The 25,622-nt window shown below is 70.7% G+C and carries 23 protein-coding genes and 3 tRNA genes; 10 read left to right on the forward strand and 16 right to left on the reverse strand.

Annotated features, from left to right (window positions below):
* Nucleotide 1 precedes the first annotated feature (1 nt).
* The 6 genes from ACZ3IL_RS04615 to ACZ3IL_RS04640 all read left to right on the forward strand — a co-directional run bounded on the left by ACZ3IL_RS04615 (nucleotide 2) and on the right by ACZ3IL_RS04640 (nucleotide 4,952).
* The gene (locus tag ACZ3IL_RS04615; RefSeq protein ID WP_467386464.1) at nucleotides 2–1,108 is read left to right on the forward strand and encodes a hypothetical protein; all 1,107 of its coding nucleotides are present in this window, start codon (nucleotides 2–4) and stop codon (nucleotides 1,106–1,108) included.
* Nucleotides 1,109–1,111: 3 nt separating this feature from the next.
* Complete coding sequence (locus tag ACZ3IL_RS04620; protein ID WP_467386466.1) at nucleotides 1,112–1,828, forward strand: hypothetical protein; 717 nt, start codon at nucleotides 1,112–1,114, stop codon at nucleotides 1,826–1,828.
* Between the two features lie 145 nt (nucleotides 1,829–1,973).
* Entirely contained in the window at nucleotides 1,974–3,419 is a 1,446-nt protein-coding gene (locus ACZ3IL_RS04625) for a phage tail protein (RefSeq protein WP_467386467.1), read from the forward strand.
* Between the two features lie 75 nt (nucleotides 3,420–3,494).
* On the forward strand, nucleotides 3,495–4,427 hold the full coding sequence (locus ACZ3IL_RS04630) for a peptidoglycan-binding protein (protein WP_467386469.1): 933 nt from the start codon (nucleotides 3,495–3,497) through the stop codon (nucleotides 4,425–4,427).
* 11 nt (nucleotides 4,428–4,438) lie between these two features.
* A complete protein-coding gene (locus ACZ3IL_RS04635; protein ID WP_467386471.1) occupies nucleotides 4,439–4,693 on the forward strand; it encodes a hypothetical protein in 255 nt (84 codons plus the stop codon).
* Entirely contained in the window at nucleotides 4,680–4,952 is a 273-nt protein-coding gene (locus ACZ3IL_RS04640) for a hypothetical protein (protein WP_467386473.1), read from the forward strand. Before ACZ3IL_RS04635 ends, ACZ3IL_RS04640 begins: the two co-directional genes overlap by 14 nt.
* A 61-nt stretch (nucleotides 4,953–5,013) precedes the next feature.
* Here the strand turns inward: ACZ3IL_RS04640 and ACZ3IL_RS04645 are convergent, their stop codons facing one another.
* The 10 genes from ACZ3IL_RS04645 to ACZ3IL_RS04690 all read right to left on the reverse strand — a co-directional run bounded on the left by ACZ3IL_RS04645 (nucleotide 5,014) and on the right by ACZ3IL_RS04690 (nucleotide 18,154).
* Nucleotides 5,014–8,913, reverse strand: coding sequence for a DNA-directed RNA polymerase subunit beta' (locus ACZ3IL_RS04645; RefSeq protein ID WP_467386475.1), 3,900 nt, complete (start codon nucleotides 8,911–8,913; stop codon nucleotides 5,014–5,016).
* A gap of 98 nt (nucleotides 8,914–9,011) precedes the next feature.
* The gene (gene rpoB, locus ACZ3IL_RS04650) at nucleotides 9,012–12,494 is read right to left on the reverse strand and encodes a DNA-directed RNA polymerase subunit beta (RefSeq protein WP_467386477.1); all 3,483 of its coding nucleotides are present in this window, start codon (nucleotides 12,492–12,494) and stop codon (nucleotides 9,012–9,014) included.
* Between the two features lie 545 nt (nucleotides 12,495–13,039).
* Nucleotides 13,040–13,426: a 50S ribosomal protein L7/L12 gene (rplL, locus tag ACZ3IL_RS04655; RefSeq protein ID WP_467386479.1), complete on the reverse strand. Its 387-nt coding sequence runs from the start codon at nucleotides 13,424–13,426 to the stop codon at nucleotides 13,040–13,042.
* A 111-nt stretch (nucleotides 13,427–13,537) separates the two neighbouring features.
* A complete protein-coding gene (gene rplJ, locus ACZ3IL_RS04660; protein ID WP_388688057.1) occupies nucleotides 13,538–14,068 on the reverse strand; it encodes a 50S ribosomal protein L10 in 531 nt (176 codons plus the stop codon).
* 248 nt (nucleotides 14,069–14,316) lie between these two features.
* Nucleotides 14,317–15,153 carry an SCO4651 family lipoprotein gene (locus ACZ3IL_RS04665; protein WP_467386481.1) on the reverse strand — a complete coding sequence of 279 codons (837 nt, stop codon included), beginning with the start codon at nucleotides 15,151–15,153 and terminating at the stop codon, nucleotides 14,317–14,319.
* A 125-nt stretch (nucleotides 15,154–15,278) separates the two neighbouring features.
* On the reverse strand, nucleotides 15,279–16,007 hold the full coding sequence (gene rplA, locus ACZ3IL_RS04670) for a 50S ribosomal protein L1 (RefSeq protein ID WP_015035537.1): 729 nt from the start codon (nucleotides 16,005–16,007) through the stop codon (nucleotides 15,279–15,281).
* Nucleotides 16,008–16,110: 103 nt separating this feature from the next.
* Complete coding sequence (rplK, locus tag ACZ3IL_RS04675; RefSeq protein ID WP_030208950.1) at nucleotides 16,111–16,545, reverse strand: 50S ribosomal protein L11; 435 nt, start codon at nucleotides 16,543–16,545, stop codon at nucleotides 16,111–16,113.
* A 180-nt stretch (nucleotides 16,546–16,725) separates the two neighbouring features.
* Nucleotides 16,726–17,646, reverse strand: coding sequence for a transcription termination/antitermination protein NusG (nusG, locus tag ACZ3IL_RS04680; protein ID WP_467386484.1), 921 nt, complete (start codon nucleotides 17,644–17,646; stop codon nucleotides 16,726–16,728).
* Nucleotides 17,647–17,690: 44 nt separating this feature from the next.
* Entirely contained in the window at nucleotides 17,691–17,978 is a 288-nt protein-coding gene (gene secE / locus ACZ3IL_RS04685) for a preprotein translocase subunit SecE (RefSeq protein WP_329854469.1), read from the reverse strand.
* Between the two features lie 103 nt (nucleotides 17,979–18,081).
* Nucleotides 18,082–18,154, reverse strand: a tRNA-Trp gene (locus ACZ3IL_RS04690).
* A gap of 218 nt (nucleotides 18,155–18,372) precedes the next feature.
* Between ACZ3IL_RS04690 and ACZ3IL_RS04695 the strand changes: the two genes are divergently transcribed.
* The gene (locus ACZ3IL_RS04695) at nucleotides 18,373–19,599 is read left to right on the forward strand and encodes a pyridoxal phosphate-dependent aminotransferase (protein ID WP_467386487.1); all 1,227 of its coding nucleotides are present in this window, start codon (nucleotides 18,373–18,375) and stop codon (nucleotides 19,597–19,599) included.
* A gap of 174 nt (nucleotides 19,600–19,773) precedes the next feature.
* Complete coding sequence (locus ACZ3IL_RS04700) at nucleotides 19,774–20,838, forward strand: adenosine deaminase (protein WP_467386489.1); 1,065 nt, start codon at nucleotides 19,774–19,776, stop codon at nucleotides 20,836–20,838.
* A 45-nt stretch (nucleotides 20,839–20,883) separates the two neighbouring features.
* On the opposite strand, the gene ACZ3IL_RS04705 is transcribed toward ACZ3IL_RS04700, so the two are convergent.
* The 6 genes from ACZ3IL_RS04705 to ACZ3IL_RS04730 form a co-directional block, all read right to left on the reverse strand.
* Entirely contained in the window at nucleotides 20,884–21,975 is a 1,092-nt protein-coding gene (locus ACZ3IL_RS04705) for a UDP-N-acetylmuramate dehydrogenase (RefSeq protein WP_467386491.1), read from the reverse strand.
* A gap of 54 nt (nucleotides 21,976–22,029) precedes the next feature.
* A complete protein-coding gene (locus tag ACZ3IL_RS04710; RefSeq protein WP_467386493.1) occupies nucleotides 22,030–22,458 on the reverse strand; it encodes a MaoC family dehydratase in 429 nt (142 codons plus the stop codon).
* Between the two features lie 2 nt (nucleotides 22,459–22,460).
* Nucleotides 22,461–22,913 carry an FAS1-like dehydratase domain-containing protein gene (locus ACZ3IL_RS04715; protein WP_467386495.1) on the reverse strand — a complete coding sequence of 151 codons (453 nt, stop codon included), beginning with the start codon at nucleotides 22,911–22,913 and terminating at the stop codon, nucleotides 22,461–22,463.
* A 109-nt stretch (nucleotides 22,914–23,022) separates the two neighbouring features.
* The gene (gene rpmG, locus ACZ3IL_RS04720; RefSeq protein ID WP_003956487.1) at nucleotides 23,023–23,187 is read right to left on the reverse strand and encodes a 50S ribosomal protein L33; all 165 of its coding nucleotides are present in this window, start codon (nucleotides 23,185–23,187) and stop codon (nucleotides 23,023–23,025) included.
* 89 nt (nucleotides 23,188–23,276) lie between these two features.
* Nucleotides 23,277–23,349, reverse strand: a tRNA-Met gene (locus tag ACZ3IL_RS04725).
* Between the two features lie 43 nt (nucleotides 23,350–23,392).
* Nucleotides 23,393–23,465 (reverse strand) — tRNA-Thr (locus ACZ3IL_RS04730).
* Nucleotides 23,466–23,670: 205 nt separating this feature from the next.
* On the opposite strand from ACZ3IL_RS04730, the gene ACZ3IL_RS04735 reads away from it, so the two are divergent.
* Complete coding sequence (locus ACZ3IL_RS04735) at nucleotides 23,671–24,948, forward strand: amidohydrolase family protein (protein WP_467386497.1); 1,278 nt, start codon at nucleotides 23,671–23,673, stop codon at nucleotides 24,946–24,948.
* A 2-nt stretch (nucleotides 24,949–24,950) separates the two neighbouring features.
* Nucleotides 24,951–25,607, forward strand: coding sequence for an SDR family oxidoreductase (locus ACZ3IL_RS04740; protein ID WP_467386499.1), 657 nt, complete (start codon nucleotides 24,951–24,953; stop codon nucleotides 25,605–25,607).
* Nucleotides 25,608–25,622: the final 15 nt, after the last annotated feature.

The raw sequence follows: 25,622 nt of genomic DNA on the forward strand, positions 1-25,622 counted from the left end.
GATGAGCAGAACCGTGATCACGCCCGCCTACCGGGCGCTCTTCTGCGACCTGCGCACGGACCAGGTCCTGGACATCCTGCCGCTCACCGAGGCCAAGTTCGACGACTTCATCGGCAAGTCGGGGTCGCTGTCCGCGACCGTCCCCCTGCCCGAGCCGGGCCTGGCGGCACGGGCCAGGGAAGCCCTCCGGCCCGGCCGCACCGCGGTCTGGCTGGAGCGGGACGGGGACATCTGGTGGGGCGGGGTGCTGTGGACCTGCACCCCCGCCTCCGACGAGCAGGGCCGGATGACGGTGCAGTTCCAGGCGGGCACCTTCGACTCCTACCTGGACCACCGCATCCTCTCCGCCGACATGGTGGGCACCGCGACCGACCAGTTCGACATCGCGCGGGCCCTGGTCGAACACGCCCAGGCGCAGGACGGCGGCGACATCGGGATCAGCCTCGGCGCGGAGATGTCCGGTGTCCACCGGGACTTCGCGTACGGCTACCCGGCCCTGGCCCGCGTCCGCGAGCTGCTCGACAAGCTGGCCCAGCTCGCCGACGGCTTCGAATGGCGGATCCACTGCTACCGCGACGGCCAGGGCCGCCGCGTCAAGCGGCTCCAGCTGGGGCACCCGGTCATCGGCGGCGGCCGTTCGGACCTCGTCCTGGACCATCCGGGACCCGTCCTGTCGTACAGCCTGCCCACGGACTCGACCGTGCAGGCGAACGTCTGGGTCGCCCGCGGCGAGTCGGACAACACCGACCAGGCCCAGGACTCCGAGCCGCTGACGGTGAAGGAGTCCGCGCCCGAGGACCTCGCGGCCGGCTGGCCCCGGCTGGAACGCACCTCCGACCACAGCGGGGTGAAGGACCCGGAGGTGCTGCGGTCGCTGGCCCGGGCCGAGCTCACCCGCCAGCGCCGGCCCGAGCAGATCCCCGAGCTGACGGTCGTCCTGGACGGCCGGATCACCCCCGCCCTGCTGGGGTCCCGGATCCGGCTGCGCGTCCGCGACCTGTGGCACCCGGACGGGCTCGACGCGCACTACCGGATCGTCGGCCTGGCCGTGAACCCGCCCCAGCGCACCAAGCCGGAGACGGCCACGCTCTACCTGGAAGGGGTGTAACCCTTGGCGATCATTCCCACCGACCTGCTGGACCGCATCCGCGCCCTGGAACGGCAGATCAGGGAGCTGATGGGCAGCGCCAACACCACCCCGGCGCTGAACCAGATCAACAACGGCGAGGTCGTCATCGGCGACGGCGGCCGGCTGCGGGTCCGTTCCGCCGAGGGCGAGGACCTGATCCACATGGGCCGGGTCCAGCCGGACCGCGGCCCGGACAAGCCGCAGCAGGGCCTGATGGTCCGCCGCGACGACGGTTCCCTGGCGCTGACCGTGCGGACCCCGGCGCCGGAGCAGCTGAGCACCCAGCCGGTGCAGATCTTCGACCGGTGGGGCAACGTCGTCGTCGCCGACGACGCCGCGCAGCGCGGGCTCGCCCGCCCGTACATCCCGTACGCGCTGCCCCGGCCGGTCGACGCGGCCCGCTGGGAGTCCACCGGCAGCACCACCTGGACCACGCTCTACAGCGGTCCGGGCATCGTGCAGCACCCGCGGCTGCACGCGCGGATCGCGGTCCGGGGCACGGCCGGCGCGGAGGTCCGCCTCCTCGTGAACGGCGTCCCGGTGGGCCCCGCCGGCACGCCGGACGGGGACCTGGAGTTCACCGAGCCGCTGCCGGTCGCGTTCAGCGCGACGGTCACCTTCGAGATCCAGGCGAAGGTCGCCGCGGCCGGCGACACGGTCCGCTGCAGCCCGCTCGCGCTGTACGGCGTGCAGTCCTGACGCACGGCACCCTCACCGGCCGGCCGCCGCCCCTCCGCGGACGGGCGGCGGCCGGCCGGCACCACGCCGTCCCGCCCGGCGCCCGCGCTCCCCTCCGCCGGCCCGCCACCGGCCCCGTATCCGCCCAACCGAAGGAGAACGCCCCGTGCTCCCCGCGTCCATCCCGACCGTCCGCGTCACCGCCCGCTACCTGACGCCGGACGGCAGCCCCATGAGCGGCTCGGTCGAGTTCCGTCCGCCGTCCCTGCTGACCCACACCGACGCCGACGTGTTCGTCGGCGGCCCGACCGTCGCCCGGCTGGACGGCGAGGGGCGGATCAGCGTCGTCCTGCCCGCCACCGACGCCCCCGGCTGGAACCCGGTCGACTGGACCTACCAGGTGACCGAGAAGCTCGGCGGCCTCGGCCGGCTCCGGGCGTACCAGATCGCCCTCCCGGCCTCCCGTCCCGCGGTCGACCTCGCCGACACGGCCCCCGCCGACCCGAACACCCCGCACTACGTGGCCGTGCCCGGACCGCCCGGACCCGCCGGACAGATGGGTCCGGTCGGCCCGGCGGGCCCGGTCCGCTCCGTCAACGGCCGCACCACCCCCGACATCACCCTCACCGCCGCCGACCTGTCGGCCGTCGCCGCCTCCGCGGTGGGCGCGGCCGGCGGCGTGGCGGCGCTCGGCCCCGACGGCAAGGTCCCCTCCGCCCAGCTGCCCGCCACCGGGGGCGCGGTCTCCTCGGTGAACGGGCGGACCGGCGCGGTCACCCTCACCGCCGCCGATCTCGGCGCGCTGACCCAGGCGGCGGGGGACATCCGCTACCTGGGCCTCGACGCCGCCCCGGTGAAATCGGTCAACGGCCAGGCGGGCGCGGTCCAGCTGAAGGCCTCCGACGTCTCGGCGGTCGCGGCCGGGGACGCGATGCTCCTGACCGGCGACCAGACGGTGAGCGGCGCCAAGACCTACGCCACTCCCCCGTCGACCGCGGTCAACCCCACGACCGCCAACCACCTGGTCCGGCGCGGCTACGTCGACGCGGTCTCGGCGGCCGGCACCTGGTCGCCCGCGTCGATGGGCTTCTCCGGCTGGGCGTTCGACCCGGCGGCCTCGTCGGCCAACTCCGTGCAGTACTGCATCAACGGCTGGGTGTACCTGATCGGCATCCCGCTGCACGCGGCCACCACCGTGAAGAACGTCGTCTTCTACGTGCCCGGGTACGTGGGCGGCACGCTCGGCGCCGCCTCCTTCGCCGGCCTCTACACCGCCGCCGGCGCGAAGGTCGGCCAGACCGGCGCGCTGAACACGGCGCTCACGGCCACCGAGGGCAAGACGTTCGTCCTGCCGCTGACCACCCAGTACAGCGCCGCCCCCGGCAACTACTGGGTGGCGCTGCTGATCAACGGCCCGAGCCCGTCCAACAGCGGCCCGGCCTTCATGCGCGGCGCCTCCATGGGCGAGACCCCGGGCGGCAGCGCCCGCATGCCGGGGGCGTTCATCCGCCACGGCCGGCTGCCCACCACCGGTCAGACCTCCCTGCCCGCGTCGTTCACCGCCTCCACCGTGCTCGCCGACTCCAACGCGATCTGGGCCGCCCTGGCCTGACCGGCCCCCTCCGCACCACCCGCCCCGTGCCGTCCGAACGGCACGGGGCGTTCTCCTCTCCGAAAGGAGCCTCGCATGGCCACTCCCCTCACCGCCGACCAGCTGCTCGCCGCGCTGCGCGCCGAAGGCGTCACCGTCGTCGAGCACCGCGAATGGCGCACCCACAACCGCAACCACGTCGGCGCCTGGGGCCCGGTCAACGGCGTGATGATCCACCACACCGTCTCCAGCGGCAGCGCGGTCTCCGTCGAGCTCTGCTACGACGGCTACGCCGAACTGCCCGGCCCCCTGTGCCACGGCGTCATCGACAAGGAGGGCGTCGTCCACCTGGTCGGCAACGGCCGCGCCAACCACGCGGGCGGCGGCGACCCCGACGTGCTGAAGGCGGTCATCGCCGAGAACTACGGGGACCGGCCGCCCGCCACCGACGAGCACCAGGGCAGCGCGGGCGCCGTCGACGGCAACGCCCGTTTCTACGGCTTCGAGTGCGTCAACCTCGGGGACGGCGCCGACCCCTGGCCGGCCGCCCAGCTCGACGCCATCGAGCGGGCCTCCGCCGCGATCTGCCGCGCCCACGCCTGGGGCGCCAAGTCCGTCATCGGGCACCTGGAGTGGTCGGACCACAAGAGCGATCCGCGCGGCTTCACCATGCCGGACCTGCGCGGCCGGATCGCCGCCCGGCTGGCCGCCGCCCCCGCGAAGGCACCCGCCACGAGCCCGTCCGGGCCGTCCGGCGGCGCCCCCTCGGGCGCGCCCCGCCTCCAGCCGTTCCCCGGCCGCGACTTCTTCACCGGCTCCACCAGTTCCCCGGTGATCACCGCGATGGGCCGCCGGCTCGTCGCCGAGGGCTGCTCCGCGTACGGCGTGGGTCCCGGTCCCCGCTGGACGGAGGCCGACCGGCGCAGCTACGCGAAGTGGCAGCGCAAGCTCGGGTTCCGCGGCGCCGACGCCGACGGCGTGCCCGGCCGTGCCTCCTGGAACGCCCTGAAGGTCCCGTACACCCGTTGAGGAGTCCGCAGATGTCCGATGCCGCCAAGCGCACGGCGCGCACGATCGTCCAGACCGCCGTGGCCCTCGCCGTCGTCCTGCCGGCCGTCGTCGACGCCTCCGGCATCCCGGCCACCCTCCCCTGGGCCGCCGGGGCGCTCGCCGTCGCGGGCGCGCTGACCCGCGTGATGGCCCTGCCGGCGGTGCAGCGGCTGCTGCCGTCCTGGCTCCGGAGCGAGGAACCGCCCGGCGCCGTTCTCCCGGGGGGCGCCGATGACCGACTCTGACGCGTCCCACCCGGGCGACCCGGTGGCGGTCGCCGTGGAGCTGGAGAGGCTGCGCGGCACGCTGGAGGCCGGTTTCGCCCGCGTCGACGGCTCGCTGGCGCTGCTGGTCCAGCGCCACGACCAGACGGACAAGCAGCTCGCCGACCACGAGGTCCGGCTGGACTCCCTGGAGCGCTCGCGCTGGCCGGTGGCCAGCGTCACCGTCCTGGTGGCGAGCGCCGGCCTGATGCTCACCACCTGGCAGACGCTCGGCCGCTGAACACGCCGGAGGGCGGCCACCCCTCGATCGGGGTGACCGCCCTCCGGTTCAGGCGACTCGCTTACTGGTTGTACGGACCGTAGTCGTAGTCCTCCAGCGGAACGGCCTGGCCGGAGCCCGAGCCGAACGGCGAGTAGTCGATGTCGTCGTAGCCGACGGCCGAGTACATCGCGGCCTTGGCCTCCTCGGTGGGCTCCACCCGGATGTTGCGGTAGCGGGACAGACCCGTACCGGCCGGGATGAGCTTGCCGATGATGACGTTCTCCTTGAGGCCGATGAGGCTGTCGGACTTGGCGTTGATCGCCGCGTCCGTCAGGACTCGGGTCGTCTCCTGGAAGGAGGCGGCCGACAGCCAGGACTCCGTCGCGAGCGAGGCCTTGGTGATGCCCATCAGCTGCGGACGGCCGGAGGCGGGGTGACCGCCCTCGGTGACCACACGACGGTTCTCGGTCTCGAACTTCGACCGCTCGACCAGCTCGCCCGGAAGCAGCTCCGCGTCGCCGGACTCGATGATCGTCACGCGGCGCAGCATCTGCCGGATGATGATCTCGATGTGCTTGTCGTGGATCGACACGCCCTGCGAGTTGTAGACCTTCTGGACTTCGCCGACCAGGTGGACCTGGACCGCGCGCTGACCGAGGATGCGCAGCACGTCGTGCGGGTTGGTGGCACCCACGGTGAGCTTCTGGCCCACCTCGACGTGGTCGCCCTCGCTCACGAGCAGACGGGCACGCTTCGAGATCGGGAACGCCGTCTCGTCGGTGCCGTCGTCCGGAGTGACGACGATCTTCTTGGTCTTCTCGGTCTCCTCGATGCGGACGCGGCCGGCCGCCTCCGAGATCGGGGCGACACCCTTCGGCTGCCGGGCCTCGAAGAGCTCGACGACACGGGGCAGACCCTGGGTGATGTCGTCACCGGCCACACCACCGGTGTGGAAGGTACGCATCGTCAGCTGGGTGCCGGGCTCACCGATGGACTGGGCGGCGATGATGCCGACCGCCTCGCCGATGTCGACCAGCTTGCCGGTGGCGAGCGAACGGCCGTAGCAGAACGCACACGTGCCGACCGCGGACTCACAGGTCAGGACCGAACGGGTCTTGACCTCCTCGACGCCCGCGTTGACCAGGGCGTCGATGAGCACGTCGCCCAGGTCGACGTTGGCCGGCGCGATGACCTTGCCGTCCACGACGACGTCCTCGGCGAGCATCCGCGCGTACACGGAGGTCTCGACGTCCTCGGTCTTGCGCAGGACACCCGTCTCGTCCTTCGCCGCGATCCGCAGCTTCAGACCGCGCTCGGTGCCGCAGTCCTCCTCGCGGATGATCACGTCCTGCGAGACGTCCACCAGACGACGGGTCAGGTAACCCGAGTCGGCGGTGCGCAGGGCGGTGTCGGCGAGACCCTTACGGGCACCGTGCGTCGAGATGAAGTACTCGAGGACGGACAGGCCCTCGCGGAAGGACGCCTTGATCGGACGCGGGATGGTCTCGTTCTTCGCGTTCGACACCAGACCGCGCATACCGGCGATCTGCCGCATCTGCATCATGTTTCCTCGGGCACCCGAGTCAACCATCATGAAGATGGGGTTCGTCTTGGGGAAGTTCGCGTTCATCGCGTCGGCGACCTTGTTGGTGGCCTCCGTCCAGATCGCGATGAGCTCCTGCGTGCGCTCGTCCTTGGTGATCAGACCGCGCTCGTACTGCCGCTGGACCTTCTCGTCGCGCGCCTCGTAGTCGCGGACGATCTCCTTCTTCGCCTCGGGGACGACGACGTCGGAGATGGCCACGGTGACACCGGAACGGGTCGCCCAGTAGAAGCCCGCCGCCTTCAGGTTGTCGAGCGTCGCCGCCACGATGACCTTGGGGTAGCGCTCCGCGAGGTCGTTGACGATCTCGGAGAGCTGCTTCTTGCCCACCGAGTAGTCGACGAACGGGTAGTCCTCGGGCAGCAGCTCGTTGAAGAGCGCGCGGCCCAGGGTGGTGCGCAGGCGGAACGAGTCCCCCTGCTGCCACTCGGGCTCGCCCTCCTCGCGCGCCGGCGGGGTCCAGCCGCGCGGCGGGATGGTGCCCACCGGGAAGCGGATGTCGACCGGCGACTGCAGCGCGAGCTCGCCGGCGTCGAACGCCATGATCGCCTCGGCCGTGGAGCCGAACGCGCGGCCCTCGCCCTTGGTGTCACGCAGCTCGCCGTCGGTGGTCAGGAAGAACAGACCGAGGACCATGTCCTGGGTCGGCATCGTGACCGGGCGGCCGTCGGCCGGCTTGAGGATGTTGTTCGAGGACAGCATCAGGATGCGGGCCTCGGCCTGCGCCTCCGCGGAGAGCGGCAGGTGGACGGCCATCTGGTCACCGTCGAAGTCCGCGTTGAACGCGGTGCAGACGAGCGGGTGGATCTGGATGGCCTTGCCCTCGACCAGCTGCGGCTCGAAGGCCTGGATGCCGAGGCGGTGCAGCGTGGGCGCACGGTTCAGCAGGACCGGGTGCTCCGCGATGACCTCTTCGAGGACGTCGTACACGACCGTGCGGCCGCGCTCGACCATCCGCTTGGCCGACTTGATGTTCTGCGCGTGGTTCAGGTCCACCAGGCGCTTCATCACGAACGGCTTGAAGAGCTCCAGGGCCATGGCCTTCGGCAGACCGCACTGGTGCAGCTTGAGCTGCGGGCCGACGACGATGACGGAACGCGCCGAGTAGTCGACTCGCTTGCCGAGCAGGTTCTGGCGGAAACGGCCCTGCTTGCCCTTCAGCATGTCGCTGAGGGACTTCAGCGGACGGTTGCCGGGGCCCGTCACCGGGCGACCGCGACGGCCGTTGTCGAAGAGGGCGTCGACCGCCTCCTGGAGCATCCGCTTCTCGTTGTTCACGATGATCTCGGGGGCACCGAGGTCGAGCAGGCGCTTCAGGCGGTTGTTGCGGTTGATCACGCGGCGGTACAGGTCGTTCAGGTCGGAGGTCGCGAAGCGGCCACCGTCCAGCTGCACCATCGGACGCAGGTCCGGCGGGATGACCGGCACGCAGTCGAGAACCATGCCCTTGGGGCTGTTCGCGGTCTGCAGGAACGCGGAGACGACCTTGAGGCGCTTGAGCGCGCGGGTCTTCTTCTGGCCCTTGCCGGTGCGGATGATCTCGCGGAGGCGCTCGGCCTCCTCCTCCAGGTCGAAGGACTCCAGGCGCTTCTGCAGCGCCGCGGCGCCCATCGAGCCGTCGAAGTACGTGCCGAAGCGGTCACGCAGCTCGCGGTAGAGGAGCTCGTCGCCCTCCAGGTCCTGGACCTTGAGGTTCTTGAAGCGGGACCAGACCTCGTCCAGACGGTCGATCTCGCGCTGCGCGCGGTCGCGCAGCTGCTTCATCTCGCGCTCGGCACCCTCGCGCACCTTGCGGCGCACGTCGGCCTTGGCGCCCTCGGCCTCCAGCTCGGCGAGGTCGTTCTCGAGCTTCTTGGCGCGGGCCTCCAGGTCGGAGTCGCGACGGTTCTCGATCTGCTGGCGCTCGACGGAGACGTGCGCCTCCAGCGAGGGCAGGTCCCGCGTACGGCGCTCGTCGTCGACGTACGTGATCATGTACGCCGCGAAGTAGATGACCTTCTCGAGGTCCTTCGGGGCGAGGTCGAGCAGGTACCCGAGGCGCGACGGGACGCCCTTGAAGTACCAGATGTGGGTGACGGGAGCGGCCAGCTCGATGTGGCCCATCCGCTCGCGGCGCACCTTGGCGCGGGTGACCTCGACGCCACACCGCTCACAGATGATGCCCTTGAAGCGGACGCGCTTGTACTTGCCGCAGTAGCACTCCCAGTCCCGGGTCGGACCGAAGATCTTCTCGCAGAAGAGTCCGTCCTTCTCGGGCTTGAGCGTGCGGTAGTTGATGGTCTCCGGCTTCTTGACCTCGCCGTGGCTCCACTGACGGATGTCGTCAGCGGTGGCCAGACCGATCCGGAGCTCGTCGAAGAAGTTGACGTCGAGCACTATGCGTCAATCCCTCTCAGGGTTGTAAGGCTTGGGGTCTGATACGGGGGTCCTGGGGCCGGCGGGCCTTGATCGCTCAAGGCCCGCCGAAACTCCCGTCAGACCTCTTCGACGCTGCTCGGCTCGCGCCGGGACAGGTCGATGCCGAGCTCCTCCGCTGCGCGGAAGACGTCCTCGTCGGTGTCGCGCATCTCGATGGACATGCCGTCCGAGGACAGCACCTCCACGTTGAGGCACAGGGACTGCATCTCCTTGATGAGCACCTTGAAGGACTCGGGGATGCCGGGCTCAGGGATGTTCTCGCCCTTGACGATGGCCTCGTAGACCTTCACGCGGCCGGTCACGTCGTCGGACTTGATCGTCAGCAGCTCCTGGAGGGCGTACGCGGCGCCATAAGCCTCCAGCGCCCACACCTCCATCTCACCGAAGCGCTGGCCACCGAACTGGGCCTTACCACCCAGCGGCTGCTGGGTGATCATCGAGTACGGGCCGGTCGAACGCGCGTGGAGCTTGTCGTCGACCAGGTGGTGGAGCTTGAGGATGTACATGTACCCGACGGAGATCGGGTCCGGGAACGGCTCGCCGGAGCGGCCGTCGAACAGCCTCGCCTTGCCGGTCGGGAGCACCATGCGCTCGCCGTCGCGGTTCGGGATGGTGTGGTTGAGCAGACCCGCGAGCTCGTCCTCGCGCGCACCGTCGAAGACCGGGGTGGCGACGTTGGTGCCGGGGGCGACCTTGTCGGCGCCGATCGCCTGGAGGCGCTGCGCCCACTCGTCCGCGAGTCCGGAGACGTCCCAGCCGCGGCTGGCGAGCCAGCCGAGGTGGATCTCCAGGACCTGTCCCGGGTTCATTCGGGACGGGACGCCCAGCGGGTTGAGGATGATGTCGACAGGGGTGCCGTCCTCCAGGAACGGCATGTCCTCGATCGGCAGGATCTTCGAGATGACGCCCTTGTTGCCGTGACGGCCGGCGAGCTTGTCACCGTCGGTGATCTTGCGCTTCTGGGCGACGTAGACGCGGACCAGCTGGTTCACGCCCGGGGGAAGCTCGTCGCCCTCCTCGCGGTCGAAGACGCGCACGCCGATGATCTTGCCGATCTCGCCGTGCGGCACCTTCAGGGAGGTGTCGCGGACCTCACGGGCCTTCTCGCCGAAGATCGCGCGGAGCAGGCGCTCCTCCGGGGTCAGCTCGGTCTCGCCCTTGGGCGTGACCTTGCCGACCAGGATGTCGCCGGCGACGACCTCGGCACCGATGCGGATGATGCCGCGCTCGTCGAGGTCGGCGAGGACCTCCTCGGAGACGTTCGGGATGTCCCGGGTGATCTCCTCGGGGCCCAGCTTGGTGTCACGGGCGTCGACCTCGTGCTCCTCGATGTGGATCGAGGAGAGGACGTCGTCCTGCACGAGGCGCTGCGACAGGATGATCGCGTCCTCGTAGTTGTGGCCCTCCCACGGCATGAACGCCACGAGCAGGTTCTTGCCGAGCGCCATCTCGCCGTCTTCGGTGGCGGGACCGTCGGCGAGGACCTGGCCCTCGACGACGCGGTCGCCCTCGTCCACGACGACCTTCTGGTTCACCGAGGTGCCCTGGTTGGAGCGGGAGAACTTGTGCAGGCGGTACGTGATGTACGTGCCGTCGTCGTTGGCGACCGTGATGTAGTCGGCCGACAGCTCCTGGACGACACCGTCCTTCTCGGCCTTGAGCACGTCGCCGGCGTCGGTGGCGCAGCGGTACTCCATGCCGGTGCCGACGAGCGGGGCCTCCGACTTGATGAGCGGAACGGCCTGGCGCATCATGTTCGCGCCCATGAGGGCGCGGTTGGCGTCGTCGTGCTCCAGGAAGGGGATCATGGCGGTCGCGACCGACACCATCTGGCGCGGCGAGACGTCCATGTAGTCCACGTCCGACGGCTCGACGTAGTCGACCTCGCCGCCGCGCTTGCGGACCAGGACGCGGTTCTCGGAGAAGCGCAGCTCGTCGTCGAGCGCGGCGTTGGCCTGCGCGATGACGAAGCGGTCCTCCTCGTCGGCGGTGACGTAGTCGACCTCGTCGGTGACCTGGCCGTCGACGACCTTGCGGTACGGCGTCTCGATGAAGCCGAACGCGTTGACGCGGCCGTACGAGGCGAGCGAACCGATCAGACCGATGTTCGGGCCTTCGGGGGTCTCGATCGGGCACATGCGTCCGTAGTGGGACGGGTGCACGTCGCGGACCTCGAAGCCGGCCCGCTCGCGGGACAGACCACCGGGACCCAGCGCCGAGAGACGACGCTTGTGCGTCAGGCCCGACAGCGGGTTGTTCTGGTCCATGAACTGCGACAGCTGGCTGGTGCCGAAGAACTCCTTGATGGAGGCGACGACCGGCCGGATGTTGATCAGGGTCTGCGGCGTGATCGCCTCGACGTCCTGCGTGGTCATGCGCTCGCGGACGACGCGCTCCATCCGGGCCAGACCCGTGCGGACCTGGTTCTGGATGAGCTCGCCGACGTTGCGCAGGCGGCGGTTGCCGAAGTGGTCGATGTCGTCGGTCTCGACGACGATCTCGTTGCCGTTCTCGCCGATCGTCTCGGTCTCGCCCGCGTGGAGCTTCACGAGGTACTTGATCGTGGCGATGATGTCGTCGGTGGTGAGGACGCCGGCGTCCAGCGGCTCGTCCGCGCCGAGCTTCTTGTTCACCTTGTAGCGGCCGACCTTCGCGAGGTCGTAGCGCTTCGGGTTGAAGTAGAGGTTCTCGAGCAGCGTCTGAGCGGCCTCGCGGGTCGGCGGCTCGCCCGGGCGCAGCTTGCGGTAGATGTCGAGCAGCGCGTCGTCCTGGCCCTGGGTGTGGTCCTTCTCCAGGGTGGCGCGCATGGACTCGTACTCGCCGAACTCCTGGAGGATCTGCTCGGTGGTCCAGCCGAGGGCCTTCAGGAGGACGGTGACGGACTGCTTGCGCTTGCGGTCGATGCGGACACCGACCAGGTCGCGCTTGTCGATCTCCATCTCCAGCCAGGCACCCCGGGACGGGATGATCTTGGCGGAGAAGATGTCCTTGTCGGACGTCTTGTCGATCGAGGAATCGAAGTAGACGCCCGGCGAGCGGACCAGCTGCGACACCACGACACGCTCGGTGCCGTTGATGACGAAGGTGCCCTTGTTGGTCATGAGCGGGAAGTCGCCCATGAAGACCGTCTGGGACTTGATCTCGCCGGTCTCGTTGTTGGTGAACTCGGCGGTGACGAAGAGCGGGGCGCCGTACGTGAAGTCACGGTCCTTGCACTCGTCGATCGAGTTCTTCGGCGGCTCGAAGCGGTGGTCGCGGAAGGTCAGCGACATCGACCCGGAGAAGTCCTCGATCGGGGAGATCTCCTCGAAGATCTCCTCCAGGCCGGACTTCGTGGGGACGTCCTGTCCCGACTCAAGGGCAGCCTCGACGCGAGCCTTCCAGGCGGCGTTGCCGAGCAGCCAGTCAAAGCTCTCGGTCTGCAGCGCGAGGAGGTTCGGAACCTCGAGGGGCTCCTTGATCTTTGCAAAGGAGATGCGCAGCGGGGCGGTGCTTGCGCCGTTGTTCGTATTGGTCGAGGCGTTGCGCGAGGCGGCCAAGAGGGGGTCCTTCCGAGGGCTCGGACTCACTACGCGCGTACCGGTCCCCAGCAGTGCTTCACGGCAGACGTTTCCTGATATGACCGAAAGGCCAGGTCAGACGGGGTCGGACGGTGAAGCGGATGCGAAGGTATGCCCCTGGTGACGGGCAGGGGGCAGCTAACAGGCAGCGCAAAGGGTCAGTGTAGCCACTTGGCTCACTGATGTCCAGGGCGAGATCTTCGCGACCCTCGTTGCACTCAACTCCGCTGCACCTCGCGCCGTGTGGCGCACCTCGATACTGCCCGTTCCGCCGTCGATCCATGCCTCGGAAACGGATCGTTGTGACGACGCGTCCTGAGAATTGCGCGCTGCGTGCGGTTCGTCAAGGGCTCCCGCTCCGCGAGGCGCACGGCGAAGATCACCATACTCCGCTCCGGGCGGCCCCCAGGACCCCCGCCGCGCCCGTCACCGGGAACGCCGAAAGGCGACCACCCATGTGGATGATCGCCCTTCGGTGCTCCCGCGTTACACGGGAGCGGGAGTCTCAGTGACTCGAAACGGTCTTACTTGACCGTGACGGAGGCACCGGCGGCCTTGAGGGCCTCGGCGGCCTTGTCAGCGGCCTCCTTCGCGACCTTCTCGAGGACCGGCTTCGGGGTGCCGTCGACGAGGTCCTTGGCCTCCTTGAGGCCCAGGGAGGTGAGCTCGCGCACGACCTTGATGACCTGGATCTTCTTGTCGCCGGCACCCTCGAGGATGACGTCGAACTCGTCCTGCTCCTCGGCGGCGGCGGCGGCGTCGCCACCACCCTGGGCCGGACCGGCAACGGCGACGGCCGCGGCGGCGGTGACGTCGAACTTCTCCTCGAAGGCCTTCACGAACTCGGAGAGCTCGATGAGGGTCATCTCCTCGAACTGGGCGAGGAGGTCGTCCTGAGAGAGCTTCGCCATGATGGGCGATCCTTCCAACTAATTCGGCAGGTGCCGGATGTGTGTAGAGGCGGGCGTAACGGCCCGCTGCGACCCGCGCGCTAGGCGGCGCGGATCAATGCGCGAGCCGAATTACTCGGCACCGCCCTGCTCGGCGAGCTTGACGCGAAGCGCCTCCGCGGTGCGGACGAACTTCGACGGCAGCGCCTGGAAGAGCGAGGCAGCCTGGGACTGCTTGCCCTTGAACGCGCCGGCCAGCTTGCTGAGCAGAACCTCGCGGGACTCGAGGTCCGCGAGCTTCTTGATCTCATCGGCGGAGAGCGCCTTGCCATCAAGGACACCGCCCTTGATGATGAGATTCGGGTTCTCCTTGGCGAAGTCACGCAGGCTCTTCGCCGACTCCACCGGGTCACCGGTGATGAAGGCGACCGCGGTCGGACCAGCGAAGTGCTCGTCCAGCGCGGTGATCCCGGCCTGGTTGGCCGCAATCTTGGTCAGCGTGTTCTTCACCACGGCGTACTGGGCGTTCTCACCGAGCGAACGACGCAGCGTCTTGAGCTGCGACACGGTGAGACCCCGGTACTCGGTCAGCACGGCGGCGTTCGAGCTGCGGAACTGGTCCTCAAGCTCGGCCACCGCGGCAGCCTTGTCGGGCCTTGCCATAGAGCGTCGGCCTCCTTCCGGGTGATGAGGACCGCTCAGAAGGGGCTGACAAGACAAAACGCCCCGGCGCAGGCGCTCGGGGCTCAGCTCGACCGCGTCACGAGGACCCGGGAACTCTTCCACAATCACCTGCGCGGGTCGTTCGCGTCTCAGCGAATCCTTCGGCCACCGCGCCTTGACGGCACAGCGACGACCAGCGGTCTTTGGCTTCTGTGGAAGAGTACGCGACCGGGTCGGCCGGGGGCAAATCAGCCCCGGCCACGGCTTCCGGCGAGCTTCTTCAGGAGTTCCGCGACGCCGAAGGTGTCGCCGGCGGCCGGGGCCTTGGCGTCGGTCCGGGCGCCGTAGCGGGTGTAGGTCGTGGTGAGCTTCGTCAGCGCCCCGCCGGCCTCGGTCGTGAGGACCGTGCGCACCGGGCGCCCGTCCGCGCCGATCCAGGCCTCCAGCTTCCTGCCTCCCGGGAGCTCCCCCTCGTAGCCCTGCGCCCCGGCGTCGGTTCCCCTGGCGGGGCCGAGGTGCTTCAGCGTCGGCGAACCGGCGAGGAGGCCGAGTTCCTCGGCCGGGTTCTGGTTCACGCCGCTGAGGCCGGCGGTCAGCTGGGTCGCGAGGCCGTCCTCCGCGCCCGCTTCCGCGGGGTCGACCTTCATCCAGCGCTTGCCGCCCGTCTGCGCGGTCTGCGCGGCGCCCACGTCCATGTAGGTGATCCCGCCGACCGTGATCACGCGCGTCTCGACCGGGGCGCCGGGAACGGCGGCCAGGTACGTCGAGTCGGTGACCTTGAGGTCCGCGACCGGGGGCTTCCAGCTCCGGACGCCGGTGAACGTGCTGCTGCCGGGCGCCTGGCCCCCGCTCACCACGACGCGCGTCTGCACCTCGGCGCCCCCGGCCTCGGCGGTCTTCCCGGACGCGGCCCGTACGGCCTTCGCGGCCTCCTCGCGGCTCTGCGTGTCCGGCGTCGCGGACGCGGACGCCGACGCGGAGCCGGACGCCTTCGCGCCTCCGCCGTCCTCGCACCCCACGACGCCCGCCGCGACGGCCACGGCCGCCAGGACGGCGGCCGCGCGCTTCCGTACGGACCCGTTCATGCGTTCCCCCACCTCTCGTTCCCCCTCATGATCGGAACTCTGCGGCCCCGAACGTAACAAAGAACCGGCCCCCGCTCCTCCGAGGAGGTGCGGGGGCCGGTGACCACTCAGTGAACCCGGGGGGTTCAGACCGCGGCCGGGTCCTCCTCGACGAGGAGGTTGCGGGTGCGGTTGGAGTCCAGCGGGATGCCGGGGCCCATCGTCGTCGTCAGGGTCGCCTTCTTGATGTAGCGGCCCTTGGCGGCGGACGGCTTCAGACGGAGGATCTCCTCCAGGGCCGCGGCGTAGTTCTCGACCAGCTTCGTCTCGTCGAAGGAGACCTTGCCGATGATGAAGTGCAGGTTCGAGTGCTTGTCGACGCGGAACTCGATCTTGCCGCCCTTGATGTCGTTGACGGCCTTCGCGACATCGGGGGTGACGGTGCCGACCTTGGGGTTCGGCATGAGACCACGCGGGCCGAGGACGCGGCCGAGGCGGCCGACCTTGCCCATGAGGTCCGGGGTGGCCACCACGGCGTCGAACTCGTTCAGGCGGTTGCCCTTGGAGATCTCGTCGATGAGCTCGTCGGAGCCGACGATGTCGGCGCCCGCGGCGATCGCGGCCTCGGCACGGTCACCGGTCGCGAAGACCAGGACCCGGGCGGTCTTGCCGGTGCCGTGCGGAAGGTTCACGGTGCCACGGACCATCTGGTCGGCCTTGCGCGGGTCGACACCCAGGCGGAAGGCGACCTCGACGGTGCCGTCGAACTTCGTGGTGGCGGTGTCCTTGGCGAGACGGACGGCCTCGAGGGGAGCGTAGTTCCGCTCGCGGTCGACCTTGGCGTCCGCGCCGCGGAGAGCCTTGCTGCGCTTCACTTCTTCTCCTGTGGAGTTGCGCCACACGGCTCGGCCGCGTGGCAGGTGTGGAGTCGTGGTGGGGGCCAGCGCCTGACCCTCCCACTGGTCACGAGGGGGGTGATCAGCCCTCGACCGTGATGCCCATGGAACGGGCCGTGCCGGCGATGATCTTCGACGCGGCGTCCAGGTCGTTGGCGTTCAGGTCGGGCAGCTTGACCGAGGCGATCTCGCGGACCTGGGCGGCCGTGAGCTTGGCGACCTTGGTCTTGTGCGGCTCGCCGGAGCCCTTGTCCACACCAGCGGCCTTGAGGATCAGCTTCGCGGCCGGCGGAGTCTTGGTGATGAAGGTGAAGGAACGGTCCTCGTAGACCGTGATCTCCACCGGCACGACCATGCCACGCTGCGACTCGGTCGCGGCGTTGTAGGCCTTGCAGAACTCCATGATGTTGACGCCGTGCTGACCCAGCGCGGGGCCGACCGGCGGGGCCGGGTTGGCCGCGCCGGCGTTGATCTGGAGCTTGATAAGCCCCGTGACCTTCTTCTTCTTGGGAGGCATTGCTCTCTCCGGGTCCTAGTGAGAGTGTTCAGCCCGCCGTCCGGTCGTCCGGACGCAGGCATACCGCACCACGATAACGGGTATGGAAGCGCGGCTAAAAACCGAGCAGGTCAGAGCCTCTCCCGCGAGCGGGGAAACCCCCCGCGAGAGCCGCTCTGACCTGGTCGGAAAACCGTGGGGTCAGTTCTTCTGGATCTGGTCGAAGCTGAGCTCGACCGGGGTCTCGCGACCGAAGATCTCGACGAGGCCCTTGACCTTCTTCGAGTCGGCGTTGATCTCGTTGATCGTGGCCTGGAGGGTCGCGAAGGGGCCGTCGGTGACGGTGACCGAGTCGCCGACCTCGAAGTCCAGGACCTGGACCTCCAGCTTGCGGGCCGGAGCCGGCTTCCCCTCGGCCTCGGCGGCCTCGCGGGCGGCCTTCTCCTCGGCCTCCGGGGCGAGCATCTTGACGATCTCGTCCAGGGTCAGCGGGTACGGGTCGTAGGCGTTGCCCACGAAGCCGGTGACGCCGGGGGTGTTGCGGACGACGCCCCAGGACTCGTTCGTCAGGTCCATGCGGACGAGCACGTAGCCGGGGAGCTTGTTCTGCTTGACGTTCTTCCGCTCGCCGCCCTTGATCTGGACGATCTCTTCCTCGGGGACCTCGGCCTGGTAGATGAAGTCCTCGACGTTGAGCGAGACGGCGCGCTGCTCCAGGTTGGCCTTCACGCGCTTCTCGTAACCCGCGTAGGTGTGGATGACGTACCACTCGCCGGGCAGGGTGCGCAGTTCCTCGCGGAGGGCGGCGACGGGGTCGACCGGCTCGGTCTCCTCCGCGGCGGCCTCGTCCTCGTCGCCCTCGGCGGCCTCCGGGGCCTCGGAGGACTCGTCCTCGCCGGCCTCGGTGTCGTCGCCGGCCTCGGCGGTCTCGACGGTCTCGGCGGCCTCCGCCTCGTCGTCGCCGGACTGGTCGTCCCCGGCGTCGGGGGCGGCTTCCTCGGCGGCCTCGCCCGCGGTGTCGTCAGCAGCGTCGGCCTGGTCCTCGTCGGCGGCCTCGACGATGTCCAGCTCGTCCTCGACGGACTCGGACTCGAAGGCGTCGTTCAGGTTCGCGTCAGACACGGTGGCTGCTTCTTCCTGCGATACAGATGGGGTGGAACAAAAAGTCAGCCGAAGACGTACTTGACTGCTTCCTGGAAGCCATAGTCAATCACGGTGACAAGGCCGATCATGATGACGACGAAGACGATCACCACAGTGGTGTACGTCGACAGCTGGCTGCGCGTGGGCCAGACGACCTTGCGGAGTTCCGCGATGATCTGGCGGTAGAAAAGCGCGAGACGGCCCAGGGGGCCCTTCTTGCCGCGCTTTCCGCCCTTACGGGACTTCTTCTTCGACTCTGCGGTCTCGTCGTCGGCATCAGGCATGTCGATGGAGCCTACGGCGTCCGTCACGATCTCTCACCTGATTCCGGGTCGGCCGTGCCGCGCCCGGGTGGAGCCGCACGGCGGTGCAATGAAGTACGTACATGCGCACAACACCTGGCGGTGTGTGTAGCAGGGCCGGAGGGACTTGAACCCCCAACCGCCGGTTTTGGAGACCGGTGCTCTACCAATTGAGCTACGACCCTTTGTCGGTACCCCCCAACCTACCGCATCGTGAGATGTGGTTCGGCGCGGGCCAACGAGCAGTGAGCATACGTGGTGATGGGCCCCTACGTCGAACAGAAAGCGCCCGGAAGGCGCGTCGGACCACCGGGGAACGCGCGTACGACCGGGAATGACCGTTCCTGTCCGGTCCGTGAAACCTGTGTGTCCGGGCCCGAAGCGGTCTGGGACGATGGGCCGCATGAGCGCTGCTACCCCTCCCACCGAGCGTCGGGTCTCCGCCCGGATCGGTGCGATCTCCGAGTCCGCCACCCTCGCCGTCGACGCCAAGGCCAAGGCCCTCAAGGCCGCCGGACGTCCGGTGATCGGTTTCGGCGCCGGCGAGCCCGACTTCCCGACCCCGGACTACATCGTCGAGGCCGCCGTCGAGGCCTGCAAGAACCCGAAGTACCACCGCTACACGCCGGCCGGCGGCCTGCCCGAGCTGAAGGCCGCCATCGCCGCCAAGACGCTGCGCGACTCCGGCTACGAGGTCGACGCCTCCCAGGTCCTGGTGACCAACGGCGGCAAGCAGGCGATCTACGAGGCCTTCGCCGCGATCCTCGACCCGGGCGACGAGGTCATCGTCCCGGCGCCGTACTGGACCACGTACCCCGAGTCGATCCGGCTCGCGGGCGGCGTCCCGGTGGAGGTCGTGGCCGACGAGACGACCGGCTACCGGGTCTCGGTGGAGCAGCTGGAGGCGGCCCGCACGGAGAAGACCAAGGTCGTCCTCTTCGTCTCCCCCTCCAACCCGACCGGCGCGGTCTACAGCGAGGCGGACGCCGAGGCGATCGGCCGCTGGGCCGTCGAGCACGGCCTGTGGGTCCTGACGGACGAGATCTACGAGCACCTGGTCTACGGCGACGCGAAGTTCACCTCGCTGCCGGCGATCGTGCCCGAGCTGCGCGACAAGTGCGTCGTGGTCAACGGCGTGGCGAAGACGTACGCGATGACGGGCTGGCGCGTCGGGTGGATCGTGGGCCCGAAGGACGTCGTGAAGGCCGCCACGAACCTCCAGTCGCACGCCACGTCCAACGTGAGCAACGTCGCGCAGGTCGCCGCGCTCGCCGCCGTCTCCGGGAACCTGGACGCGGTCGCGGAGATGCGCACGGCCTTCGACCGGCGCCGCAGGACGATCGTGCGGATGCTGAACGAGATCGAGGGCGTGTACTGCCCGACGCCCGAGGGCGCGTTCTACGCGTACCCGTCGGTGAAGGGGCTCCTCGGCAAGGAGATCCGCGGCAAGCGCCCGCGGACCTCGGTCGAGCTGGCCGCCCTGATCCTGGACGAGGCCGAGGTCGCGGTCGTCCCGGGCGAGGCCTTCGGCACCCCGGGCTACCTGCGCCTCTCGTACGCGCTCGGTGACGAGGACCTGGTGGAGGGCGTGTCCCGCGTCCAGAAGCTCCTCGCGGAGGCGGCGGAGTAGCGGCGGTCCCCGGGAGGCCGGGAGCAGATACCGAATTCGGTACCTGCTCCCGCTCCCGGCCCCGGGAGGTCCGGGCCCCGGTTCTTCGGAACCGGGGCCCGTTTCTGCGTTCGGACGGGCCCCGATCGGGGAAAGCGGGTGTCCACAGCCATTCGAGTACGGCAGGATCGATCGATGCTGGCCTTTTCAGAGGGGCACCCCCCGAACCGCCCGAACGATTCCCGCGACCTCACCCTGTTGCCCAAGGCCCATCTGCACCTGCACTTCACCGGTTCGATGCGGCCCGCGACGCTGATCGAACTGGCCGACAAGTACGGCGTGCACCTCCCCGAGGCGCTGAGCGGCGGTACGCCTCCCAAGCTGCGGGCGACCGACGAACGCGGCTGGTTCCGCTTCCAGCGGCTCTACGACATCGCCCGCTCCTGCCTGCGCACCCCGGAGGACATCCGGCGGCTGGTCCGCGAGGCGGCCGAGGAGGACGTCAGGGACGGGTCGGGGTGGCTGGAGATCCAGGTCGACCCCACCTCGTACGCCCCGCACCTCGGCGGGCTCATCCCGGCGCTCGAAGTCATCCTGGACGCGGTGGAGTCGGCGTCCCGGGACACCGGTCTGGGGATGCGGGTCCTGGTGGCCGCGAACCGGATGAAGCACCCCCTGGACGCCCGCACGCTGGCCCGGCTCGCGGTGCGGTTCGCGGACCGGGGCGTGGTGGGCTTCGGGCTGTCCAACGACGAACGGCGCGGCATGGCGCGCGACTTCGACCGGGCGTTCGCGATCGCCCGGGACGGCGGGCTGCTGGCGGCCCCGCACGGCGGCGAGCTGGCGGGACCGGCCTCGGTGCGGGACTGCCTGGACGACCTGCGGGCGTCGCGGGTCGGCCACGGGGTGCGGGCGGCGGAGGACCCGCGCCTGCTGCGGAGGCTCGCCGAACGCGGGGTGACCTGCGAGGTCTGCCCCGCCTCGAACGTGGCCCTCGGGGTGTACGAGAAGCACGAGGACGTACCGCTGCGGACCCTCTTCGAGGCGGGCGTGCCGATGGCGCTGGGCGCGGACGACCCGCTGCTCTTCGGGTCGCGGCTCGCGGCGCAGTACGAGATCGCCCGGCGGCACCACGGGTTCACGGACGCGGAGCTGGCGGAGCTGGCCCGGCAGTCGGTGCGGGCCTCGGCGGCGCCGGAGGGCGTCCGGGCGAAGCTGCTGGCGGGCATCGACGACTGGCTGGCAGCGCCCGCGGAGTGAGGCGGCGCGGGGACGGTACGGTCCGGCGGGGCCCGCCGGGGCCGCTCAGACCCGCCCGAGCTCCACGCCCACCATCACGGGCTCGTTGACCAGGGTGATCCCGAACGCCTCGCGCACGCCCGCGACGACCTCGCGGGCGAGCGCCAGCAGGTCCTCGGTGGTCGCCCCGCCCCGGTTGGTGAGGGCGAGGGTGTGCTTGGTGGAGATGCGGGCGGGCCCGGTGCCGTACCCCTTGGTGAACCCGGCGCGGTCGATCAGCCAGGCGGCGGAGGTCTTGAAGCCGTCGCCCGCGGGGAAGGCCGGCGGGACGACGTCCGCGCCGAGCCGTTCGGCCACGCGCGCGAGGAACGCCTCGTACGCGTCGGCCGTGAGGATCGGGTTGGTGAAGAAGGAGCCCGCCGACCAGGTGTCGTGGTCCTCCGGGTCCAGGACCATGCCCTTGCCCGCGCGCAGCTTCAGGACGGTCTCGCGGGCCCGGTCGAGCGGGACGCGGTCGCCCGCCCCGACGCCGAGGGCGCGGGCGGTCTCGGCGTACTTGACCGGCGCGGAGAGCCCGCCGGCGTCCTCCAGGCCGAAGCGGACGCGCAGCACGACGTACCGCTCGGGGTGTTCCTTGAAGAGGCTGTGCCGGTACGAGAAGGCGCACTCGGCGTTGGTCAGGGTGACCGTCTCGCGCGCGGTCCGGTCGTACGCGACGACCTCGGTGACGGTGGCGGAGACGTCCTGCCCGTACGCGCCGACGTTCTGGATCGGGGTGGCGCCGGCCGAGCCGGGGATGCCGGCCAGGCACTCGATCCCGGCGAGCCCGGCCTCGACGGTCCGCGCCACGGCGTCCGTCCAGACCTCCCCGGCGGCCAGCTCCAGACGGGTCCCGCGGAGGGAGAAGCCGGTGGTGGCGATCCGGAGCGCGGTGCCGTCGAACCCCTTGTCCCCGATGACCAGGTTGGAGCCGCCGCCGATGACCAGCAGCGGCGTCCCGGCGTCGTCGGCCTCGCGGACGGCCGCGACCACCTCGTCGTCGGTGGTGGCGGTGACGAGGCGGGCGGCGGGGCCGCCGAGGCGGAAGGTGGTGAGGGGGGCGAGGGGGGCGTCGTTGAGTACGTGCACGGGCTCAAGAGTACTTTTCTCGACTGCCACAGTAGAAAAGTGACAGCCCGGCGCCGTCGGACGCCGGGCTCTCGTACACGTCTCTCAGGCGAGCCGCACCACGGCCCGGCTCATCCCGAGCACCTTCTGGCCGGCGCTGGTCGCCGTGAGGTCCACGCGCACCAGGCCGTCGTCCAGCTTGGCGGCGACCTTGGCCGCGACCTCGATCAGGGCGCCGGTGTCGTCGTCCGGGACGACGACGGGCTTGGTGAAGCGGACGCCGTACTCGACGACGGCGGCGGGGTCGCCGGCCCAGTCGGTGACGACGCGGACCGCCTCGGCCATGGTGAACATGCCGTGGGCGATGACGTCGGGGAGGCCGACCGCGACCGCGAACCTCTCGTTCCAGTGGATGGGGTTGAAGTCCCCGGAGGCGCCGGCGTACCGGACGAGGGTGGCACGGGTCACCGGGAAGGTCCGCGCGGGCAGCTCGGTGCCGACCTCGACCTCGTCGTAGGCGATCTTCGCGGTCATGGTCAGACCCCCTCGGGCGCGCGGGAGACGAGCTTGGTCCAGGCGGTGACGACGTGCTCGCCGGTCTCGTCGTGGACCTCGCCGCGGATGTCCAGGACGTCGTTGCCGGCGAGGGACTTGATCGCCTCGATGGTGGAGGTGACCGAGAGCCGGTCCCCGGCCCGTACGGGGCGGGTGTAGGCGAACTTCTGGTCGCCGTGGACGACCCGGCTGTAGTCGAGGCCGAGCTGCGGGTCCTCGACGACCTGCCTGGCCGCCTTGAACGTGATGGAGAACACGAAGGTGGGCGGGGCGATCACGTCGGGATGGCCGAGCGCCTTCGCCGCCTCCGGGTCGGTGTAGGCGGGGTGGGCGTCCCCGATCGCCTCGGCGAACTCGCGGATCTTCTCGCGGCCGACCTCGTAGGGCGGGGTGGGCGGATAGGTCCGGCCCACGAAGGACTGGTCGAGCGCCATGGACTCGCTACCTCCTGCTGGATCTCTGGATCTGTTGCCGATGAAACCACGGTGGACAAACGACACGAGGCCGCCCCCTGACGGGGACGGCCTCGTGTACGAGCCTGAATCAGCGCGTCTCGCGGTGCGCGGTGTGCGAGTTGCAGCGGGGGCAGTGCTTCTTCATCTCAAGACGGTCCGGGTTGTTACGCCGGTTCTTCTTGGTGATGTAGTTCCGCTCCTTGCACTCCACGCAGGCCAGCGTGATCTTCGGGCGGACGTCGGTGGCAGCCACGTGAGTGCTCCTTGGACGGACGGTTGGACGGATGAACGCATAAAAGGGTAGCCGATCGAAGGACCGACCCCACAATCGGCTACCGTGTGTAGCGGTGACCGGACTTGAACCGGTGACACAGCGATTATGAGCCGCTTGCTCTACCGACTGAGCTACACCGCTTTGATGATCCGGAGCCCGCCCGAAGGCGGGTCCTTCTCACCAGAGCCCCAATACGGAATCGAACCGTAGACCTTCTCCTTACCATGGAGACGCTCTACCGACTGAGCTATTGGGGCGAGCGAGGAAGACATTACACGCTCTCCCGCCCATCACCCAAATCCGTTTCCCCGGGCCCGCCCGGGTGCCCCCACCAGGCGTCCCGTACGCCACACGTGCCCTCGTCGGACCGGCCGTCGCGCTTCTCCGCGAAGGCCGCTCCCGGCCCCTCTAGGCTCGGCCCACGCCGCGTGGTCCTGATCCCGAGAAGTGCCGAGGAGCCCGATGCCGGCCGACAGCACGCAGTCCCCGCCGCCCGGGGAGGAGACCGGCGGCCCGGCCCCGCTCCTGCTCTCGCACGCGCGCCTCACGGACGGGCGGACCGTGGACGTACGGCTCGCCGGCGGACGGATCGAGGCCGTCGGCACCGCCGGCAGCCTCGCCCCCGCCGGCCCGGGCGCCCGGATCGACCTCACCGGCTACCTGCTGCTGCCCGCCCCGGCCGAGCCCCACGCCCACGCCGACACCGCGCTCACCGCCGACTCCCCCGGCCCCCTCTCGTACGCCTCCGGGGAGGTGCGGCGCCGGGCCACGGAGGCCGCGCTGCTCCAGCTCGGACACGGCGCGACCGCGCTCCGCGCGCACGTGGGGATCGGGGACGCCCGCGGGCTCGGCCCCCTGGAGGCGGTGCTCCGGGCCCGGCGTTCGCTGCACGGGCTCTGCGCGCTGACCACCGTCGCCGTCCCCGGGCGGCTCACCGGGGCGGCGGGCGCGGACGGGCGCGCGCTGCTGCGGGACGCGGTGCGGACGGGCGCGGACGCGGTCGGCGGCCGGCCGGACCTCGACCCGGACCCGGCGGGGTACGCGGAGGCGGTCCTGGAGGTGGCGGCGGAACACGGCGTACCGGTGGACCTGCACACCGACGGGGACGATCCGGCCTGGCTCGCGCGGTTCGCGGCGATGGCCGGCGGGCTGCGGGCCGGGGTGGCGGTCGGCCCGTGCGCGGGGCTCGGGCGGCTCCCTCCCGACGTGGCGGGCCGGGCGGCGGACCGGCTGGCGGCGGCCGGGGTGACGGCGGTGTGCCTGCCGCAGGGCGGCTGCGGGGGGACGGGGACGCGGGGCGGGGCGCCGGCGCGCCTGCTGCGGTCGGCCGGGGTGCGGACGGCGGCCGGGAGCGGGGCGCTGCGGGACGCGTCCTGCCCGGTGGGGCGCGGGGACCCGCTGGAGGCGGCGTACCTCCTCGCCTCGCTGGGCGGGTTCTCGCCGGAGGAGGCGTACGGGGCGGTGGGCACGGAGGCGCGGGCGGTGCTCGGGCTGCCGGAGGTGCGGGTGGAGGCGGGCTTCCCGGCGGAGCTGCTGGCGGTGCGGGGCGAACGGCTCGCGGGCGTGCTGTCCCTCGCGTACAGCCGGATCGTGGTGCACCGGGGGCGGGTCGTGGCGCGGACGAGCGCGGTGCGGGAGTACCGCGACCCGGCGGCGGCGCTCGGCCTGCCGCGGCAGGCGCGCCCGGAACGGCCGCCCGGGCCGGGGAGCCCTCCGGCCGGTCCCGTCGTACGGTCGTGAGTATGCGCATCGTCATCGCTGGAGGACACGGACAGATCGCCCTGCGCCTGGAGAGGCTGCTCTCGGCGGCCGGGCACGAACCGGTGGGGATCGTCCGCCGGGCGGAACAGGCCGCCGACCTGCGGGAGGCGGGCGCCGAGCCCGTCGTCCTGGACCTGGAGTCGGCGTCGGCCGAGGAGGTCGCGGACGTCCTGCGGGGCGCCGACGCGGCCGTCTTCGCCGCGGGCGCGGGCGCGGGGAGCGGCGCGGACCGCAAGGAGACGGTGGACCGGGGCGCCGCGGTGCTCTTCGCGGACGCGGCGGAGCTGGCGGGGGTGCGGCGGTACGTCGTCGTCTCCTCGATGGGCGCGGACGCGTCCCACCCGGGGGACGGGATCTTCGACGCGTACCTGCGGGCCAAGGGCGCGGCGGACGACGAGATCCGCTCCCGCGCGGCCCTGGACTGGACGATCCTGCGCCCCGGCGCCCTCACGGACGACCCGGGCACGGGCCTGGTCCGCCTGGAGGCCCGCACCGGCCGGGGCGGGGTCCCCCGGGACGACGTGGCGGCGGTCCTCGCCGAACTCCTCGACACCCCGGCGACGTCCGGCCTCACCCTGGAACTGGTCTCGGGGTCGGTCCCGCTCTCGGTCGCGGTACGCGCGGTGGCCGGGAACTGACCCCGGCGGGAGCCT

The organism is Streptomyces sp. NPDC014907 (genome assembly GCF_055562975.1).